Annotated in this window: 16 protein-coding genes and 1 tRNA gene; 5 read left to right on the top strand and 12 right to left on the bottom strand. The window is 43.9% G+C overall.

The features are described from left to right. Positions 1 to 20 precede the first annotated feature (20 nt). The 3 genes from AACM02_RS03200 to AACM02_RS03210 form a co-directional block, all read right to left on the bottom strand. Positions 21 to 599, bottom strand: coding sequence for an RNA polymerase sigma-70 factor (locus AACM02_RS03200; protein WP_321716214.1), 579 nt, complete (start codon positions 597 to 599; stop codon positions 21 to 23). Positions 600 to 627: 28 nt separating this feature from the next. Continuing rightward, a complete protein-coding gene (locus AACM02_RS03205; protein WP_339116056.1) occupies positions 628 to 3,423 on the bottom strand; it encodes a prolyl oligopeptidase family serine peptidase in 2,796 nt (931 codons plus the stop codon). 124 nt (positions 3,424 to 3,547) lie between these two features. Further along, a complete protein-coding gene (locus tag AACM02_RS03210) occupies positions 3,548 to 4,048 on the bottom strand; it encodes a flavodoxin (protein WP_332455943.1) in 501 nt (166 codons plus the stop codon). A gap of 142 nt (positions 4,049 to 4,190) precedes the next feature. On the opposite strand from AACM02_RS03210, the gene AACM02_RS03215 reads away from it, so the two are divergent. Then, positions 4,191 to 4,262: transfer RNA gene (locus tag AACM02_RS03215), tRNA-Arg, on the top strand. Positions 4,263 to 4,591: 329 nt separating this feature from the next. On the opposite strand, the gene AACM02_RS03220 is transcribed toward AACM02_RS03215, so the two are convergent. Next, on the bottom strand, positions 4,592 to 7,114 hold the full coding sequence (locus tag AACM02_RS03220; RefSeq protein ID WP_339116057.1) for a glycoside hydrolase family 95 protein: 2,523 nt from the start codon (positions 7,112 to 7,114) through the stop codon (positions 4,592 to 4,594). A 399-nt stretch (positions 7,115 to 7,513) separates the two neighbouring features. Between AACM02_RS03220 and AACM02_RS03225 the strand changes: the two genes are divergently transcribed. Further along, positions 7,514 to 7,705, top strand: coding sequence for a hypothetical protein (locus AACM02_RS03225; RefSeq protein WP_286848814.1), 192 nt, complete (start codon positions 7,514 to 7,516; stop codon positions 7,703 to 7,705). Positions 7,706 to 7,855: 150 nt separating this feature from the next. Next, entirely contained in the window at positions 7,856 to 8,692 is an 837-nt protein-coding gene (locus tag AACM02_RS03230; protein WP_286848812.1) for a metallophosphoesterase, read from the top strand. Positions 8,693 to 8,739: 47 nt separating this feature from the next. Here the strand turns inward: AACM02_RS03230 and AACM02_RS03235 are convergent, their stop codons facing one another. The 5 genes from AACM02_RS03235 to AACM02_RS03255 all read right to left on the bottom strand — a co-directional run bounded on the left by AACM02_RS03235 (position 8,740) and on the right by AACM02_RS03255 (position 12,871). Then, a complete protein-coding gene (locus tag AACM02_RS03235; protein WP_339116058.1) occupies positions 8,740 to 9,954 on the bottom strand; it encodes a sialidase family protein in 1,215 nt (404 codons plus the stop codon). Further along, positions 9,926 to 10,528, bottom strand: a complete 603-nt coding sequence (locus AACM02_RS03240; protein ID WP_214063327.1) for an NAD(P)H-binding protein — start codon at positions 10,526 to 10,528, stop codon at positions 9,926 to 9,928. Before AACM02_RS03240 ends, AACM02_RS03235 begins: the two co-directional genes overlap by 29 nt. 9 nt (positions 10,529 to 10,537) lie before the next feature. Further along, a complete protein-coding gene (locus AACM02_RS03245) occupies positions 10,538 to 11,413 on the bottom strand; it encodes a pirin family protein (protein ID WP_339116059.1) in 876 nt (291 codons plus the stop codon). An 18-nt stretch (positions 11,414 to 11,431) separates the two neighbouring features. Further along, the gene (locus AACM02_RS03250; RefSeq protein WP_339116060.1) at positions 11,432 to 11,806 is read right to left on the bottom strand and encodes a hypothetical protein; all 375 of its coding nucleotides are present in this window, start codon (positions 11,804 to 11,806) and stop codon (positions 11,432 to 11,434) included. A gap of 387 nt (positions 11,807 to 12,193) precedes the next feature. Continuing rightward, the gene (locus AACM02_RS03255) at positions 12,194 to 12,871 is read right to left on the bottom strand and encodes a DUF1080 domain-containing protein (RefSeq protein WP_332455960.1); all 678 of its coding nucleotides are present in this window, start codon (positions 12,869 to 12,871) and stop codon (positions 12,194 to 12,196) included. A gap of 378 nt (positions 12,872 to 13,249) precedes the next feature. Between AACM02_RS03255 and AACM02_RS03260 the strand changes: the two genes are divergently transcribed. Further along, positions 13,250 to 13,741: a peroxiredoxin gene (locus AACM02_RS03260; RefSeq protein WP_332455961.1), complete on the top strand. Its 492-nt coding sequence runs from the start codon at positions 13,250 to 13,252 to the stop codon at positions 13,739 to 13,741. Between the two features lie 63 nt (positions 13,742 to 13,804). Here the strand turns inward: AACM02_RS03260 and gpmA are convergent, their stop codons facing one another. The 3 genes from gpmA to AACM02_RS03275 form a co-directional block, all read right to left on the bottom strand. After that, positions 13,805 to 14,554, bottom strand: a complete 750-nt coding sequence (gpmA, locus tag AACM02_RS03265) for a 2,3-diphosphoglycerate-dependent phosphoglycerate mutase (RefSeq protein WP_214063322.1) — start codon at positions 14,552 to 14,554, stop codon at positions 13,805 to 13,807. Positions 14,555 to 14,658: 104 nt separating this feature from the next. Then, positions 14,659 to 16,035, bottom strand: coding sequence for an MATE family efflux transporter (locus AACM02_RS03270; RefSeq protein WP_332455962.1), 1,377 nt, complete (start codon positions 16,033 to 16,035; stop codon positions 14,659 to 14,661). 102 nt (positions 16,036 to 16,137) lie between these two features. After that, positions 16,138 to 17,421, bottom strand: coding sequence for an L-serine ammonia-lyase, iron-sulfur-dependent, subunit alpha (locus AACM02_RS03275; RefSeq protein WP_339116061.1), 1,284 nt, complete (start codon positions 17,419 to 17,421; stop codon positions 16,138 to 16,140). Positions 17,422 to 17,575: 154 nt separating this feature from the next. Here AACM02_RS03275 and AACM02_RS03280 point away from each other — a divergent pair, with 154 nt between their 5' ends. Continuing rightward, positions 17,576 to 18,850 (top strand): DUF2851 family protein, encoded by a 1,275-nt coding sequence (locus tag AACM02_RS03280; RefSeq protein ID WP_339116062.1) that lies wholly within the window; start codon positions 17,576 to 17,578, stop codon positions 18,848 to 18,850. Positions 18,851 to 18,891 lie beyond the last annotated feature (41 nt).

Here is an 18,891-nt window from a genome sequence, read left to right on the forward strand (position 1 = left end):
AATCAAATTTTTACATTACATTAAATTAACAAAAAGAACACCGCCAGAAACAGTTTGTCGTAATTTTTAGCGAATTCGGCTTTCATGAACTTCATCGCGAGCGATAATTGCGTTTCAACCGTACTGACGGATATGTTCATTGCTTCAGCAATTTCCCTTGTGGAAAGGTCTTCCTTCTTGCGTAATATAAAGATCTTTTTCCTCGCAGGCGGAAGCTGGTCAATAAGTTCATCCACAAAGCTCTCGAGCCACTTCCGGTCTATCTCATTTTCTGTTTGTCGGTGATACGGCTTCTGCTCATTGATCATTAATTTTTGATACAAAAATTCGATCGTTTGACGTTGATATCTGTTGAACAATAGATTTCTCGAGATGGTGGACAAGTAGAACAATATTGACTTTTCAGGATCTATTCTTTCTTTTGTTTCCCATAAACGAACGAAAGCAGATTGGATGACTTCTTCTGACATGTACTTGTCGCCATGAGAGATGGTCATGATGAAGTTGTAAAGCTTTCCCGCATATCTGTTGTAAATAGCTTCGAAAGCTTTATGCGAACCGTTTTTCAACGCGATAAGTTCTTCTACTTCACTTGTCATGGACTACTTTTCTCCATCTTCCTGCCGCTCAATTCCCGGGTTGTCCGGCCTCTAGATCATACCCCCACGATTTTCCTTTTTCAGTAGCCGGCAACCCACGTGTCATCCAAACAGGAGCGGGAGCTCCTTTCAGGTAGTGGTCGAAAAATTGTTGGAGCCGGATGGAAAGGTCTTTTGCGTTACGACGCTGGTTCAGGTTATGGGCTTCCTTGTTGTATTGGAGCATCCAAACCGGTTTGCCCAGGCGTCGCAGTGACATGAAATATTCAATTCCCTGATACCAGGGCACTGCGCCGTCGTTATCGTTGTGCATAATGAGCAGTGGCGTGTTTACCTTATTGGCAAAGAACACGGGGGAGTTTTCAATATACAGTTGCAGGGAATCGCTCATTGTGGCTCCAATCCTCGATTGTGTCTGCTCGTACTGGAACTGGCGGCTGCGACCCGTTTCCCATCGGATTCCGCCGTAGGCGCTCGTCATGTTTGATACGGGTGCTCCGGCTCCTGCAGCTTTAAACATGTTTGTCTGGGTGATGAGATAGGCCACCTGGTAGCCTCCCCAGCTTTGTCCCTGTATGGCCATGTTTTCCGAATCTACCCATTGGTTTTTTGCCAATGCCTGCGCTCCCGAAACAACGTAGTTGTATGCGTCAGGGCCGGGTTGTCCCACTCCGTAATGGATGTCGGGAGTGAAAACGATGTAGCCGCGACTGACGAAGAACGGTATGTTGATAACAGACCGGCTTGGGGCGGGCGCAAAATAGCGATAAAGTTCATCGGAATGTTTTTCATAGAAATAGATCATTACCGGATATTTTTTGGAAGGGTCAAAATTCTCGGGTTTATACAAAATTCCCTGCGACTGCTTTCCATCGAAAGCAGTCCACCTGATTAGTTCTGTCGTACCCCAGTTATACTCTTTCATCTGAGGATTTATGTCGGTGAGTTTTTTTGCCGATTGCCAGAAATCCTGGGTGATATACAAATCGGGCGACGTATTGAAATTGCTTTTTTGAAACACAAACAGGTCGGTGTTTTTTGCCTTCTTAACAGAAGTGTATCCATATTTATCCAGTTCCCTCTTTAACAGTGGATTTCGACCTTGTAGTCTTAGCGTGTAGAAACCGGCCTCCTTACTTATGTTGTCGAACGCCGATAAGAGCAACACATCTTTGTTTTCGACGAAACGTTTATCTGGATCGGTGTTGATGTACCGGAAAGTAATGGAATCAGTCCTTCCGGCATTGTTGGTGATGTTCACCGGTTTCTGTTTTCCGGAAGGATCTAATTTCCAGATGTCGAAGGCATCGTACATAAGTACGAATTTGTCCCCCTCTCCCCATGCTGCAATTCCGTATGCACCCGGTTCGCTTGGTGTATCATTTTTCTCATTCCAGAAGTTGACCGGAATTTCTTGTGTCAAGCCGATGGTTTTTCCGGTTTTGTTGTCGAAAGCAAACCACTGTTTTTCCGAAGCATTCCACCAGTAGGTGAAATTACCCGAGGGTGAAATCTGTGGCCTTCCCGAAACAGGTTGGGCAATTACGGTCAATTGATTGGATTGCGTATCGTAAATCCAAGTATCCATTTTGGAGGAAATGTCCCATTGGCTTTCAATTTCGTACGGTAAGCCGGAAGTGAGCAGGACAAACCGTCCGTTTCCCTCGTCGGAGAACGATGCGTTTGGCATTTGCTCGTTGGCAACAGAAATGAACTCGCGTGGACGATTGGGGTCGATAATGCCGGTATAGGTCCTGCGCAATTCGTTTTTCAGCTGGGAGAGTTGTTGTGGCTGTACAACCGGATCCTTCCAGTGCCAAATATCAAGGGCTGCTGTTTCGAAGTCAACAAGGGTAGTATCTTTGGGCGTTTGTCTTGGAGCAGCGCCAACAAGGATCCGTTGCCCGTTTTTACTGAAAGAAGGCTTTGAGTTTTCATTGAAGATCCAGTTTTCCGGCAACCCCCTTGACGTTTTGGAAGCAATCACAACGGCCGAATCCATGGTGTTTTTGAAATACCTCACGTCGAATACTTTTTGTTCAATTTTGGAGGTGTCCTTTGTGGCTAAATAGACTAGTTGGTTTCCTGGCTCGTCGAAGGAAAAGGATCTGTATTCCATTTTTTCGCCGGAGATCTGCTTTTTGTTCCCGTTTTTTAAATCGAAAAAAAGTACCCTGTGCGTATCGGTGGAATCTTTTTTTTCGGGCTCCACTGAGACGGCCAGTGAATTTCCGAACTTGTTAAAAGCAAACTCTTTGGAGTTCTTAACGGTATCTTCCGCAGAGGTGTTTAGGTTTCGGATAATTAGCAGGTCTGCCGGTTTGTTTGGTTTGTTTTTTGCCGTATCTTTCGGTGCGGCTTTTTTATAGGCAATGTGTCCAGCCATCTCTGTAGATGTGGCATAAGATTTTACATCGGCTATTTTGTAAAGCGTAAATGCTTCATTATCGACAATAACCAACGAGTCCTTGGGAAAATCATCGGCTTTCTTTTTCTTGATCTTTGCCTGACGAATTTCTGAAAAAGGGGCTTTCAACAAAGCGACCGTGTATCGTCCGTCGGGCGACAGCGTATATTTGTTTACCCGATGAATTAGTAACTCTTTTTCTTTCTTTGAATCATAGATATAAAGTGTGCTGTCGCCTTCCTGCGGGCTGATAACGGCGTTGATAAACCTGCCGTCATTACTGATGGAAATTTCCTGGAGGCTTTTCCAGTTGTCGTAAACGGAGTGATCGAGTTGTTTTTTCTGAGAGAAGCTCGATAGACTGAGCGTAAGCAAAGTAATAAATACAAAGGGCCTGTAGTAAAAGAAACGTTGCATAAAATTTATTTTTGGCAACGAAATTACGATAAAACTTCAACTTGAACAAGGGAAACCCCATAAAAGAAACAGGACTGAATCGCCTGTACAACTCAGCCCTGTCCGTATCCTTAAGACAGTTTGATCAAATAAACTCTTTTTTTAATTCCTCTACCCAAGCCTTAAGCCGGGCGTCGGTTTGATCGTATTCATTGTCCTCATCAATGGGAAGGCCTACCCAACGTCCGTCTACAACAGCGGTAGAGTCATCGTAGGTGTATCCCTCATCGTCGACGAAGCCAACCACCTTTGTTTTATCCTTTATGGCATCGTAAATTACTTTCATTGCCTCGGCAAAACTGCTCGAAAACGAGGCGCTGTCACCCAGCGTAAAGATTGCAACGGTTTTATCCGATAGGTCGGCTTTCGAAAAAACGGGAAGAAAACTGTCCCAGTCGTCCTGCAAATCGCCAATTCCTGTAGTTGAAGTGCCCAGGATCAGGTATTTATAAGGTTTTATGTCGTCAATCTTAATCGTATCGACGTTGTAAAGGTCGGCATTATCGTCGAAAAGGTTCCGGATGCTTTTAGCCACGGATTCAGTGTTACCGCCGGAAGTGCCGTAAAGTATTGCAATATGGCTCATGAATGAAAAATTATGGGTTGAAATAAATTGTTTACACTCTAAACAGTTTAAATGAAAAATTGTTTGGGGGGCTAATTGATTTGAGCAAATATGTCCGGATGTTTGAGAATATCGGAAAAAACATTACTTTTGCAGTGTATTTGGCGCGGTAGTTCAATGGATAGAATAGAAGTTTCCTAAACTTTAGATCCGGGTTCGATTCCCGGCCGGGCTACAAAGATTAAAACAATCCTCCCCTTTATTTTTGTTGATTATAAGGGGGAGGATTTTATTATGCTGTATCCTCATTTTCCCACCGTAACACTAACCAATCAATAACTGAGGCAGTTGTAATTTCGATAAGGCTAAAGAAGGCATAAGGCAACGTCGGCTTACCTACGAACAGTGGGCCAACCTGAACAAAAGTCAGAAGAACTCCCGCAGCGATATTTAATCATCGATGCCACGATGTTTCTGCCTAAGTTTCGGAGAATCTTTTTTCGGAAAAATATTTGTCGCCATGAGCGACGACAGGACCTTTCATTTTTACGATTGACGGAAATTTCAAAAGCTGATTGATGTTTCGTTTGTCATTGGCAATAATTGATCAGAATCCCGTTTTCTCTTCTTTACTTTTAACTCCTCATCCAGGAAAAACTGCTGGCCTTTTTGGGTTTCAAGTGTCAGGATTTTTCCCCCGTAGCGTAAGTGCAACTTTTCCCCTTTATCGGAGCGAACGCTGACGTGGTTAAGTTTACCGGCTTTCCAGTCGATATCCACCTCAAAACCGCCGCGTGCCCGCAGCCCTTTTACAGAGCCTTCAGGTATTGCCGACGGGAGCGATGGGAGAAGGTGCAATTCGAATCCTCCGTCTGGGGTGCGGACATGGCTTTGAATCAACATCTCTGCAATGGCGGCGGTGGCACCGAAATTCCCATCGATTTGGAACGGAGGATGTGTGTCGAACAGGTTCGGGAGGGTTTTGGAACCCAACAATACCGACAATAGCTTGTAAGCATGATTTCCGTCATGAAGCCGGTTCCACATGTTTATTTTCCAGGCGAGGCTCCACCCGGTTCCGTTGTCGCCACGGGCAATAAGCGTTTTGCGCGCAGCCTCGGCCAGGTCGGGCGTTCCGGTGACTGAAATCTGGTTCCCGGGATGCAATGCAAATAAGTGTGATGTATGGCGGTGATGCGGTTCTACTTCTTTATAGTCTTCCGCCCATTCCATTATACGTCCGGTTTCTTTACTGATACGTGTTGGGGCCAGCTGTTTCAATGCTTGCGTACACCGGCTGCGGAAATTTTTATCTACACCCAGTATTTTACTTGCTTCAATGCAATTTGTAAGCAAATCATGAATGATTTGCAGATCCATGGTGGCGCCATAGGTAAAAACTGCACGTTCACCGTTGGGTAATATAAAAGCGTTTTCAGGAGAATAGGAAGGGTTTGTTACCAGTTTTCCGGCGAAAGCCGTACCTTCGGGAGCGGTTACCAAAAAGTCGAGAATGAACTCTGCTGCGCCCTTCATCAGTGGATAACCCCGTTTTGCAAGAAAACTTCTATCGAGTGTGTGGCAGTAATGTTCCCAGGGATGTTGTGCCAGCCAGGCGGCACCCATCGGCCACACGCCTTGTGGCCCGTCGGCCGGGGCAGAAAATCCCCACGCATCGGTAAGGTGATGTACTACCCAGCCCCTGGCTCCGTAAATTACTTTGGCGCTGCGCCGGCCAAATGGAACAAGGGCTTCGCAAAGATCAAATAAGGGGAGGTGCATTTCCGCCAGATTGGTTATTTCAGCAGGCCAATAATTCATCTGTAGATTTATGTTGGTGTGATAATCGGCATTCCAGGGTGGATTCATTTGCCATGCCCACAGTCCCTGTAGGTTTGCAGGCATGGTTCCCGGCCGTGAACTGGCGATAAGCAGGTAACGGCCAAACTGGAAATAGGTTTCCACCAGGTTGGAGTTGGGTTGTCCTGTCCTCTTCGCTTCCTTTAGTTGTTCGTCGGTTGGAAGGGCCGATTCCGGGCCGAGGTCGAGGGCAACCCGGTTGAAATAAGCCTGATGGTCAGCTATGTGAGCCGACCTCAACATCTCGTAGGGTTTAGCGGAAGCTTTGTTGATCGCTTCGAGGCAGGTCTGCTCGGGATTACCCGGGAGGGAGGTCTGCCCGAGATTGTCTAACCCCGGATAATCGGTAGCGCCTGCAACATAAAGTGTCAATGAGTTGGCTTCAGCTACCGACATGATGTTGCCGTTGAAGCCGATTGTTCCTCCATCGGTAATGGCTTTTACCTGTGCTGCAAAACTTATTCCGCGTGTATTTCCTTTTGTATCTTTTATAGGAAGCCGGCCTTTTAAAAGCAATGTGTTCGATTCCGACGAATGCTTTTTGCATTCTGCATCCTGCTGACGACGCAAGGTAAATGATGCGTTTATTTTTCCACCGTTTATCGAGGTGAAACGGACTACCATAACCCCATCTGCTGCCGACACGAAGTTTTCGCGGACATACTCTTTGCCTTCAAACGTGTATTTTATTGTGGCGATGGCTGTTGTTAAATCGAGGCTGCGAAGGTAGTTGTCTGCCCGCTCATGAGGAGTGTCAAACCATAATTCGCCCAATGACTGGTAGGGTCTCACACCTTTCGGGATGCCCATCATTTTTTTTTCGGCCAGTTGTACGGCTTCGTTGTTTTTGTTCTCGAAAATAAGCCGTTGAACTTCAGGTAAAGCCCTTACTCCTTCGGGATTATTGGGGTCGAGTGAGTAACCGTCCCACAAAGAACTTTCATTAAGTTGAATTCTTTCATCAGCCACGCCTCCAAAGACCATCGCTCCTAAACGTCCGTTGCCTAACGGTAAAGCTTCTTCCCATACTTTGGCCGGTTCACGGTACCAGAGAACATTGCGCCCTTCCGGTTTAGACGCTTTACCTGAAAACAATACGCGATCGGTCCATGCAGCGCTGATATTGTCGGTCCGCGAAGTGGCTTTTAGAGGTTCAATTTTCCCGGATTGAGAAAAGACGGCAACGCACGAGAACAGTAAAGGAAGAATTAATGATTTAGTATTCATGTTTGAGTTTTCTTCATGTTTGATAAATACAAAAATAAAGGGCGGGTATTAATAAATGGAGCCCAGTACAAAATTTGTGTAATTATAAAGCGAATGCTTTAGTTGTCTTTAGAGTTGAAACTGATTTTCAAAGATAATTAAAAATTGAATTAAAATAAATCTCAAGTTATTAATTCGCTTTGTCCATTTCTTCAAGAATTTACTTGAATTTTCACATAAACATGTTGGGATACGGTAAGCATTCAATTGAACTTACCAACAATTATTGCATTTCCGGGATGTGAGGCAGGAGTGAAGTAACAAATAGTTTTACTTTTTTTTACAACAATATGAACTGTTGCCATGTTTATAATGGTATAAATGCAGAAGAATCCCAATAAATATTAAATAATTCGTTTTATGAAGAAGATTTCCTTGCTTGCTGCATTGTTATTCTTTTCTCTAATTGCTGTTACTCAGGAAAAAAGTTTTATCGTTTTGAGAGATATTCATTACGACCTCATCGAAGATCACGATATGGATTGGCTAAAAACAAAGCCTGATGATGTACGGCAAGTAAAAGAGTATACACAAGTGAACAGCCGCTGCTAAAGTTCATACCGGATATGGCTGGAGGATAGCGATGAAATATTTTTCGAATATTATCCGGCAATAAGTTCGGCACCTTATGAAAGGATTTGTATATCCGATCATCTCAAATAATTGTTGAATAAGCGTTAATTAATGAAAACTCCCATTTTTATGACTTCCTCAAAACAACATTTTCGTCTACTGGTCAGCTTTGTCGGAATGCTGATCTTGTCTTGTACCCACTCTTTTGCACAGTCAGACTCCACGGTGATCGTGCAAATTACCGACACACAGTTTGGATTTTTTGAGAATAACACAGGTTTTGAAAAAGAGACTGAACTTTACACAAAAGCAGTTCGACGAATCAATGAATTGAAGCCTGATTTTGTTGTTATTACCGGCGATTTTGTTAACGACTCAAAAAATATTTTGCAAATTGGAGAATTTAAGAGAATTACGTCTCTCATCCATCAGAACGTTCCGGTTTACCTAAGTCCGGGTAATCACGATTTGGGGCAATCACCCACAAAGAATGACTTTAATTTCTATTTTTCTAACTACGGCAGGGGAACCGACCGTTTTTCATTTAAGCATAAAAATTTGGCTTTTATTGGTCTTAACTCGGTCATTGTTAAGTCGAATAAAAACAAGAAAGAGGAGAAAAAACAATTCCGGTGGTTGAGAAACCAACTGCGCAAAGCAAAAAAATCGGGCAGTATTGTCTTATTTACACATTATCCCTTCTTTCTTTACGACTTTAATGAAAAAGAAACTTATTCAAATCAAAGCGTAGAGGTGAGGGATAGATACTTTCAATTATTCGAAAGGTATGGTGTGGATGCTATTTTTGCCGGACATTTGCATAATAATGCCGAAGCATCGCACAACGGCATTTCAATGATTACCACCAATGCCGTTGGAAAACCTTTGGGTAATGCGGAGCCGGGGATGAGAATAATCACAATAACTTCCGAAGGTATAAAAAGTCGTTATATTTCTATTGAATAGGTCTCTACTGAAATTAATGATGCTATTCCCAAGCTCCGTTATAAAAATTATTCATACAACCATTTTATATGCAATAACGTATTTTCTGTGACAGCCAAGTGTGTTTTCTGAGATTGGCTTCCAGCACAATAACTCAGTAAAATATTTTTATTATCTACAAAGTGAATTGCTATATAGCAATACCATCCGTCTGGATCAGCATGAATATTTTTGATTTTCTCCCATGTCCTTCCTTCATCTTTGGAAACGGCAATCGTTATCGGTGTCCTTTTATCCTTGATTTCAAGATTCGAGCCATCGTTGTTGTTCCATACCAGCAACCAGTCGCCAGTACCAGGAATCCTTTCGATAGTCGCTGGTGATAAGGGAGACGGTATATTACTGGCTTCAATGTGGCTCCAGGTTTGCCCCCTGTCCGATGAATAAGACAACCGCTGAAACCCTCCACTTGCGCGAATATACATCATTATTCTACCGTCCTTCATCTCGATTAATCCGGGTTCTTGAGTGATAATGTCGGTATTATTAGGAACTTGGGAGCTAGATTGCCAGGTTTGTCCATTATCATCCGAAAAGTAACAATATAAATCAGCTTGGTTCTCCCATTTCCCTCCAGGAATTTGATGTAATGCAACAGCCATCAATAATCGCCCATCTTGTAATTGGATGACCCTGTCGTTATTGAGGACAAAATAACCTTTTTTATCAGTGATGCAGGGTACGGCATCACTCCAGGATTTGGCTTCATCTCTAGAAATTCGCATCATGGGAATACAGTCTTCCGTTGAGTTTTTCTTCAAGTAAAAGAGGGCTATGTTCCCGTTTTGTAAACGAAGCAACGAAACTGACATCACATTCATCCCTCCTTCATTCTCAATGATGGTTTCATCTTCAGTAGTCCAGGTTCTTCCTCCATCTGCAGAATATCGGCCCGCCAGAAAGGCCGGATCATGATCTCCTCCGGATCCACTGGTGTAGTGGCTGTACACAAACAAAACCCTGCCGTCTTTAAGAGTTATAAAATCGCCTTCACTGTTCCGGGGATTATTGCTTGAGGGAGGTAGTTTTAATACTGTATTAGGAGAATAATCGGATAATCTGTTTGCATCTCTAATGGATAAGCAAGAAATGAGTAACCCAATAATTAGGGCGTTGGCAACAACAAGACTTAATTGCCAGCAAAATATGAACTTTTTATACATAAAAATACTATAAATTTTTATTTTGTCTGAATCATCCGACGACACTCTCCTTGGCAGCACGGAGCATTTCTTTGGCCAGCTGGTCTGTCGGTAGCGGTCGCAGCGAGGGGAAGAGTCCCAGCCGGTTGAAGAAACGAATCGCTTTCACCCCGGCCAGCTCCAACGTCCGATTGCTCTGTTTGCGTATCAGTGATGGAGGCCGAAATATCAATAGTTTTGGGAATTCCAGTTTCCGCACTGCTTCCTCCAGTTTTCCTTTCATCCGGGCATAAAAGAACGGTGATCTCGAGGAGGCGTTCATCGATGAGACCAGGACAAAGCATTTCATTCCGTTTTCTTTGGCAACTTTAGCAAACCGGTACTGGTAATCGAAATCCACCTTCCATTGCGCTGCCTTACTGCCGGCGTCTTTCAGGGTGGTCCCCAGGCAGGAGAAGAGGATATCCCCCTTCACCCGGTGGGCCCATTGCTCCGGCCTTTCAAAATCGATCCGGTTTACTGTCAGTTTAGCGTGTCGTATCTGCGGGTCTCTCCTGACGAAAATCTCTACGCTCTCTATCTCGCCGTCGTTCAGCAACAGCTGCAGCAGGTCGCTGCCCGTAGCACCCGTGGCACCGATTAACAGTGTTTTCATCAATTTTCTCTATTTAAATTCCGGATAAGGCACAAATTCTGACTCTCCCGGCACTTTCGGGAAGCGACGGTTAACCCAATCCTCTTTTGCCTGTAGAAGTCTCTCCCTTCTCGAAGAGACGAAGTTCCAGTCTATATAACGCCGTTCTGGAAAAGGTTCGCCGCCAAAGAGGTAGACCCTGGTGTCAGGGCCCATCTCGAACGCGCAGAGACGGCTGTTTTGTGCAATCAGCAACTTTCCGGGCCCAAGACTGTAGTTTTCAATTCGCACCTTCCCTTTCAGGATATAGAGTCCGCTCTCCCCATACAGTTCACCGTCCGGATTGAACATCTGCGGCTTGTCGCTTTTCAGCTCGATCAGGTATAGAGGGCTGTAGACCGGTACCGGTGATTTCTTCCCGAACACTTCACCGGCGATCAACTTAGTTTGTATCCCGTGCATTTCCCAGGCGGGTATCTCTTCAGCGGGGATGTGGAAGAATGAAGATTCTGTCTCCTCCAGTGCTGTGGGGAGTGCCACCCATATTTGCATACCGTGGAGCACTTTTTTGGTGTCGCGCTGTCGCTCGGGTGTTCGCTCCGAGTGGACCACTCCTCTACCGGCTGTCATCCAGTTCACAGCCCCGGGTGTAATCTCCACCTCATTGCCGATGCTGTCACGGTGCATGATTGCCCCGTCGAGCAGGTAGGTGAGGGTGGAAAGGCCGATATGGGGATGTGGCGGTACATCCAGGTTCTCTCCGGACTGCATCGTGGCAGGCCCCATATGGTCGATAAATGCGAAAGGGCCTACCGTCCTTTTCTGTCGGAAAGGCAGAAGACGTCCTACCATAAAGTTACCGATACTGGCCGCCCGTTCTTCAATGATCAATCCAATGTTTGACATATTATTTTATTTTATGAATTACCTTGTTTTAATTTCCAGTGTGTTGTGAAGACAGAGGTAGGTTCTCCTTGATTTTCCCTTATCGGTTTTTGTGATCGAAGGCCAGCCGAGGCAGCGGTTAGGTTCGATAAAAGGTTGGGTTGCTTTTGGATGGCCGTTTTCGTCAATTGACTGACCAATAATCAGGTACTTTCCGGACTCTTTGGAGACAAGCTTTGTTTCCACGATTTCAGCGATCCTGTTTTGTGGTGTGTCCGCGGGTATTGTTCCTTGGTTCAAAACGGAATAAATATGCTTATTGTTTGTCGGCAATCGATGGGTCAGTAGGCTTCCCATTGTTGTCAATCCGGAGATTTTTAAGAAATTGCGTCTGTTGTACTTTCTGTTGTCCATCTTTTTCTGTTATCGAATAAATATTCAATTGCGTAGAGGTTTGTATCTGTTTAGAAATGAGCTGATTAATTTTGTTTGACTCATGGAAAGTTAAATTAAGTGATGTTTCGTTCGAATAAAAAACAAAAATACCATAATTTTCAAATAAATATCGGACTTACCATTGTGAAATCCAAACACCGGAGGAAATACAAAACAAGTTTATCAACTCGATTATAAGTAAATAGAACCAAGTTTTGGAGCCATCCGGTATCGGTTCTATGCATATGGAACAATATTTTGCACTGCAGCTAGATCTGTAGTGGTAGTTGAGTTTTACCAAGCTTTGTTCTTCAGACAATTGGGGTTGATGATAAAAAGTGACTGTTAAAAGTAGCTAATACTTACTTACTCTTTCAAGTGAATATTTCGCAAAGCTGAGGTTGTCCTCCACGAACAAATGCCAAAGGGCTTTGAAAGGCTTACTTCACTGCGGACGGAAAGTTGCTTTCCCGAGGTAGAAAAATCTACGACTTGTTCCCCATCAATCCATGCTTCAATCTTTTCGGAGGATACTTTTAAGTGAATGGCGTACCAGGTATCGTGGTCGAATTTTTTCAAAGTGTGACTTTCGTTGTCCGATGCGTCTGATCCGTCGATGTTGCTAAGACCCACCACCGGACCGCCCCATCCTCCTATGATCAAAGTGCAAAACGAATCTTTCACAGGGAAAGTCATTCCGCAAAAAAAATCGTTACCGGTTATTTTTTTAGCTTCCAGCTTCACTTCGTAATCTGTTTTTGGGAAATTCCCATTCCAGGTAATACCTGTACAGCCATCTCCCATTCCAAGCACAATTTCACCTTCAATAACCTGAACCGTGCCTTGCGTACCAAAGTTGGTAATTTGCCAGCCATCCAGTGATTTGCCATCAAACAACTGAACCCAGCCGGAATCAACACGTTGGGGTATAGTCTCAGTGGCGTTCTTACTTTTTTGATTGCCAACACAAGCAGATAAACCAATCAGAAAAGCTACTACGATATAAGGGGTTGTTCTCTTGTAAAGTGAATTTTTTATTTGCATGAAGAAATGTTTTGCTTTTTTTATGCACTTATAGCCGCTACTTAACAATTGGAACAAAGGTATAATTATTTTTTAATTGAAAGGGATCGTTCCTGTTTTTTGGTACTTTGTTGATGTTCGTTACTGGGTGTGGAAATTTACCTCAATACGATTCGGGGTGATTGTTTGTATATCCCTGATAGATAGGTTATCGTATGTTTATTTAAGTTGATTTTAACACTTGGAAACAAAGTTTTTGGCGTAAAAGTTTTTTTTTAATAAAAACGGACGTAATTTTGTCCCTGGAAATGATGACTTTTAGCGAAAAGTCAACAGTAAATAAACTTAGTTAAATGCGTGAAGCACAAGTAAGTTTGAGTATTAATTAAAACATTTTTTATGAAGTATGTGAACTTTTGTCTTGTAGCAATTGTTTCGCTTTTCTTTATGTCGAGCTCAATCAAAACCGAAAAAACTTCCACAGGTTATTATCCCGGCGAACAGATTCCAAATATTGTTCTCAGTGGATTGGAAGGACAACATCTCGACTTAAGCGAATATAAAGGCAGAAAAGTAGTATTAAGCTTTTGGGCGGCTTACGATGCCCAATCAAGAGCCAGCAACGTTCAGCTGTATAATTATTTAAAAGAAGCAGCCCCTGACGTTACGTTTCTATCGATCTCGTTTGACGAGAACCGGAACGTCTCTGAAAGAACGGCGCTCTTGGACAAGATTGATTTAAATTCGCAGTTTTGCGATGAAACAGGAGCCAGCTCAGCGATTTATAAAGAATTCAGGTTGAGGCATGGTTTCAAAAATTACTTGATCGATGAAAACGGAGTTATTTTGGCGATAGACCTCTCGATTGAAAAATTAAAAGAACTGATCTAAGTAATTTGAATGTATTAAAATAAAAGTCAGGGTGCCTGTTCTGAGCACCCTGACTTTTTTTATTCATTTCTTCTTGGCTTGATTAGCCACGGCATCCATTAGTTTCTTGATTTCTTCCGGATCGCCCAGGAAATAATCTTTCACCAGATTCATGTTGTCGTCAAATTCGAACACGTAGGGAACAGCTGTTGGCAGGTTTAAGCTAACGATATCTTCATCAGAAATACCTTTCAGGTGTTTGATAATTCCACGTAAACTGTTTCCGTGAGCGGCAATAATCACTTCGTTGTATTTTTCTTTCATTTCGGGAACAACTGTATCGTTCCAGTAAGGAAGAATGCGATCTACTGTGTGGCTCAACGCTTCGGTAAGTGGTAAGTCCTTTTCGTCAACCCCCTTGTAGCGGACATCCATAAAGGGAGAACGGGGATCGTCCTTGGCCAGTTCTGTTGGAGGAATATCGTAGCTTCTGCGCCAGATAAGTACTTGTTCATCGCCGTACTTCTCGGCTGTTTCAGATTTATTTAGTCCCTGCAGCATGCCGTAGTGCTTTTCATTGAGGCGCCATGTTTTTTCTACGGGAATCCAGTCCAAATCCATTTCATCCAGGACGACGTTGAGAGTTTTAACAGCTCTTTTCAGGTAAGAGGTGTAAGCCTTTTCAAAATGAAAACCCTCTTTTTTCAATAATTTCCCTGCTTTGTGTGCTTCTTCAACACCTTTTTCAGTTAAATCCACATCGGTCCATCCCGTAAAACGGTTCTCCTTGTTCCACACGCTTTCGCCGTGACGAATTAATACTACTCTCTTCATTGTGTATAATTTATTTAATTATTGTTTATCGTTTTGGAGGGACAAAACTACTCAAAAAGGATGAATTTTCCGAATTTTTATCGGGCTATTTACATAACGATGGCTCAGCGGTACAAGGGTTGATTCTCTTGCATGTTACGAATAATTCTTATTTGTCCCACCAGTAAATAGAGGGACAGGAGCGATGCCAGGAAGTCTGAAACCGGCATAGCGATCCAAACGCCGTTTAACCCAAGCAACGCAGGGAAGATCAATAACCCGGGGACCAGAAAGATAATCTGCCGGCTCAAACTTTGTATAATGGCTTTTTTCGCTTGCCCGATACTTTGAAAGAAATTCCCTGCAACAACTTGAAAACCCACTAAGGGAAAAGCAATCAAGCTAAGCCGGATACCGTTTTCAGCAATTTCAAGCAATTCCTGGTCACCGGTGAACGCACTGGCAAATTGACGGGGGAAGAACATGCCGATAATAAATCCGGCACTCGTGATAATAGTCGCCACTTTTACGGTATAGAAAAAAGTGTCTTTGACCCGCAAAAAGTTCCCTGCACCGTAGTTATACCCGATAATCGGCTGCGTACCCTGGTTTAACCCCACTACAGTCATAATTATGATCAACAACATGGAGTTAAGTATTCCATAGGCACCTACGGCTAAATCGCCTCCGTGTTTCAACAGTGAGGTGTTTAACAAAACGGCTACTCCTGATGCTGCTACCTGCATAAAAAAGGGAGAAAGACCGATAGATACGATAGCCAGGACGATATTTTTATTTAGCCGGATATTCTCTTTCCGCAAGCGTATAAGACTGCTGTCCTGTATGAAATGATGCATCACAAATAACATTCCTACAAACATGGAAATAACCGTGGCCCAAGCCACTCCGGCAATACCGAGATCAAAAACGAAAATAAACACCGGGTCGAGGATGATGTTCAACAGAGCTCCGATTAACATCGTTATCATCGCTTTTTTGGGATATCCCGAGGCCCGCATCATGTTATTAAAGCTGTAACAGAGACTGATAAAGACATTTCCGATAAGAACGATTTGTAAATATTCCCGTGCGTAGGGCAGTGTGTTTGCGGTAGCTCCGAAAGCGAGAAGGATAGGATCGAGATAAACGTAGAAAAGCGTCATGATCACTGCGTTGAACAAAAGTATAAGTATCAGGGAGTTGCCGAGGATTTGTTCTGCCGTATGTTTCTTCCTTTCGCCCAAACTGATAGAAATCCGGCTTGCGGCACCTACACCAACCAACATCCCGAGCGAAGAGGCAAGTATGGTAACCGGGAAAGTGATGGCCAGTCCCGAAATAGCATACGCTCCAACCCCTTGGCCTATAAAAATTCGGTCAACGATGTTGTAGAGCGAATTTACAAGGGTGCCGATGATGGCGGGAATAGAATATTCCCATACCAGAACGCTTATTTTTTTTGTTTCGAGAGTAAGTTCCGTATCTGTGATCGATTGTCGCACAGTGAAATTGCGCTTTAAAATTTTAATTTTCCGGTAACTACCGGCACAGCAAGATCTGTCCGTCTTATAACGAAATTTCCAGGGTTTATGTTCGAACGATTTTTATCCTTTGTGCGTCATTACTTGCAATACAATCCTGTCGGTTTCTGCCATGCCCTGGTTACCAATGATGGCTAGGTTTTGAATGGTCTTGTCCACGTCTTCATTCACGATACCTTCCTGTGACGTTACCACCCGGTTTTCTATGGCCATCAGGGCAGAGAGCATTGCCGTGGAGGTGCCGCTGGCTATTTTAAGTGCACAACTGGGCTTTGCCCCGTCGCAAATCATACCGGTTATGTTGGCAATCATGTTTTTTATGGCGAACGTAACCTGTCTATAATTGCCTCCCATAAGGTACGTTATGCCGCAGCTGGAACCCGCTGACGCCACTACGCAACCGCATAATGCCGATAACCTTCCCAGGTATTGTTTGATGTAAATAACCGATAGGTTGCTGAGAATCAGTGATCTGATAAGGCTTTCTTCGTCACAGCCAGCGTCCTCTGCATAGGTTAACACGGGAAGTGTCGCGGCTACACCCTGGTTTCCGCTTCCGGAGTTGCTCATCACCGGAATTAGGGCTCCGTCCATCCTTGCATCGCAGGCACCAGCCGTTGCAGAGATCATGCGGCTGTGTGGATTTTCTCCGAAAAGGGCCTTTCCCCTATCGCCTGTCAGGCTTTTGGCCACGTTGTGTCCGTAACTTTGTTTTTGGGATTGTAGTGAAGCTTCCCGATTCATTCTTGCCGCTTCAAGGATGAAATCCAATTCATCTATAGGCGATTCAGCGGCATATTCGTATACTTTCCGGAACGTGAGCTGTACATCCTCTTCCTTTTCTTCTGCTGTTTCCGTTTTATTTTTCAGCAGCACAGTTCCGTTTTTTTCGACGTAGGAGAACTGGGTATGGCTGCCGCGAATAACAGCTACGGACGATTCATTTCCGGCGTAGCACCGGACTTCTATATACAGTTTATCTTCAATTTCCTTTTCAACATCGATTTTTATTCGTTTGTCTTGGATGTATTGTTTGGCGCGTTCCACGTCCGCAGGTTGGAGATCCCGGAGAACTTCCAGGCCGTACTCCGGTTTCCCGATCAGTGCGCCCAAGGCAACGGCTATAGGCAACCCAATCATTCCTGTTCCGGGAATTCCTACACCCATAGCGTTTTTAAGGACGTTGGAACTCAGAATTACCTCGATCTGTTTGGGTTTTCGTCCCAGTGTTTCCGTTGCCTGTGCGACACAAAGCGATACGGCGACAGGCTCTGTGCAACCGATAGCCGGAATTATTTCACGTTGCATCAGTTGCTTGATTTTTTTTCTCTCTTGCGGGTTTAACATGAAAATTTGTGGTTCAATGATTTTAAGTATACGGCAAAGTTACATAAAAATCGACAGAAAGCCGGTTGAAAGGAGAAATAATGAAAAACAGACGTACCGTTGACAGGATTAAAATATAATTGTATATTTGAACTCCAAACAGCCTTAAAGAGATATGACAAACAACGAATATTTGCTTCATTATGTTTGGAAATACCGGCTTTTCGACCGGGCTGACCTCCAAACGATGGATGGACAAAAAGTAGATATCATCGATCCGGGAACACACAACACTGATGCCGGAGCTGATTTCTTCAATGCCAAAATCAAAATAGGGGATAAGATGTGGGCAGGGGATGTGGAGATTCATCCATCATCAGGTGATTGGACCAAACACGGACACCATACCGATGAAAGCTACAACTCGGTGATTTTGCACGTGGCGGAAAGAGTGAAAGGTGTGGTGAGGAACCAAAAAGGTGTGCAGGTTCCGCAAATGCAATTGATTGTACCTGAAGATGTAAGAAAAAATGCAGCGTATTTGCTCAACAGCAAGTCGAGTATCCCTTGCAAGAATCATCTCCCGCTGGTGGAAAGGAGAGTAATATGTGCCTGGATGGTTGAGATGGGGGGTCAACGGTTGGAGCGGAAGATCAACGATATTTTTACACATATGGCCCGATTCAACAATTCATGGGATCATTCCTTTTATGTGTTGCTTGTCCGGAACTTTGGATTCGGATTAAATTCCGACGGATTTGAACGACTGGCGTTGAGCCTTCCTCTCAACTGTATTCAGAGACACAGCGATAGCCTTTTTCAGATAGAAGCGTTGCTGTATGGGCAAGCCGGATTGTTGTATGACGACATTGTTTCCGATGATTACTACCTGCAACTCAGAAAAGAATACGGGTTCTTAAAACACAAATACCAACTTAAGCCTATCGATGGATTTTTATTCAAGAAGTTGCGTGTCCGTCCCCGCGCATTTCCACAAGTACGTATCGCACAGCTGGCAACTCTGCTGAAGCAGTCGGACCGTCTCTTTTCTTCCATACTCGAGAGAGAAGACTATAGACAGTTATGGAGTTATTTTCAGGTTGATACCTCCGATTACTGGCATACCCATTATTCTTTCGGAAAAGAGTCGGAAAGATCCCGAAAGTACCTGGGGGAATCTTCTTTCCATGTTATCCTTATCAACACGGTTGTTCCTATGCTCTTTGCTTACGGAAGAAAAACCGGCCAGGAGAAATTTTGTGACAGAGCGTTGCAGATACTGGAGACGGTAGAACCAGAACGAAATGCTATCGTTGCTGAATTTGCAGTTTCCGGTATATCTCCTGTCAGTGCATTCGATTCGCAAGCGCTCATTCAATTGAAAAAAGAGTACTGCGATAAGCGGAAGTGCCTGTACTGCAAAATCGGAAATCAAATCTTAGCCCGATAGCGCTGCAAAACATCTTGTATTTACTGAATTTCCGTTTTTTT

This window comes from Petrimonas sp. (assembly GCF_963921705.1).
Lineage (GTDB): Bacteria > Bacteroidota > Bacteroidia > Bacteroidales > Dysgonomonadaceae > Petrimonas > Petrimonas sulfuriphila.

Coding starts and splice junctions, on each gene's coding strand:
- AACM02_RS03200 (WP_321716214.1), bottom strand. CDS start 599: ATGACAAGTGAAGTAGAAGAACTTATCGCGTTGAAAAACGGTTCGCAT.
- AACM02_RS03205 (WP_339116056.1), bottom strand. CDS start 3,423: ATGCAACGTTTCTTTTACTACAGGCCCTTTGTATTTATTACTTTGCTT.
- AACM02_RS03210 (WP_332455943.1), bottom strand. CDS start 4,048: ATGAGCCATATTGCAATACTTTACGGCACTTCCGGCGGTAACACTGAA.
- AACM02_RS03220 (WP_339116057.1), bottom strand. CDS start 7,114: ATGAATACTAAATCATTAATTCTTCCTTTACTGTTCTCGTGCGTTGCC.
- AACM02_RS03225 (WP_286848814.1), top strand. CDS start 7,514: ATGAAGAAGATTTCCTTGCTTGCTGCATTGTTATTCTTTTCTCTAATT.
- AACM02_RS03230 (WP_286848812.1), top strand. CDS start 7,856: ATGACTTCCTCAAAACAACATTTTCGTCTACTGGTCAGCTTTGTCGGA.
- AACM02_RS03240 (WP_214063327.1), bottom strand. CDS start 10,528: ATGAAAACACTGTTAATCGGTGCCACGGGTGCTACGGGCAGCGACCTG.
- AACM02_RS03245 (WP_339116059.1), bottom strand. CDS start 11,413: ATGTCAAACATTGGATTGATCATTGAAGAACGGGCGGCCAGTATCGGT.
- AACM02_RS03250 (WP_339116060.1), bottom strand. CDS start 11,806: ATGGACAACAGAAAGTACAACAGACGCAATTTCTTAAAAATCTCCGGA.
- AACM02_RS03255 (WP_332455960.1), bottom strand. CDS start 12,871: ATGCAAATAAAAAATTCACTTTACAAGAGAACAACCCCTTATATCGTA.
- AACM02_RS03260 (WP_332455961.1), top strand. CDS start 13,250: ATGAAGTATGTGAACTTTTGTCTTGTAGCAATTGTTTCGCTTTTCTTT.
- gpmA (WP_214063322.1), bottom strand. CDS start 14,554: ATGAAGAGAGTAGTATTAATTCGTCACGGCGAAAGCGTGTGGAACAAG.
- AACM02_RS03275 (WP_339116061.1), bottom strand. CDS start 17,421: ATGTTAAACCCGCAAGAGAGAAAAAAAATCAAGCAACTGATGCAACGT.
- AACM02_RS03280 (WP_339116062.1), top strand. CDS start 17,576: ATGACAAACAACGAATATTTGCTTCATTATGTTTGGAAATACCGGCTT.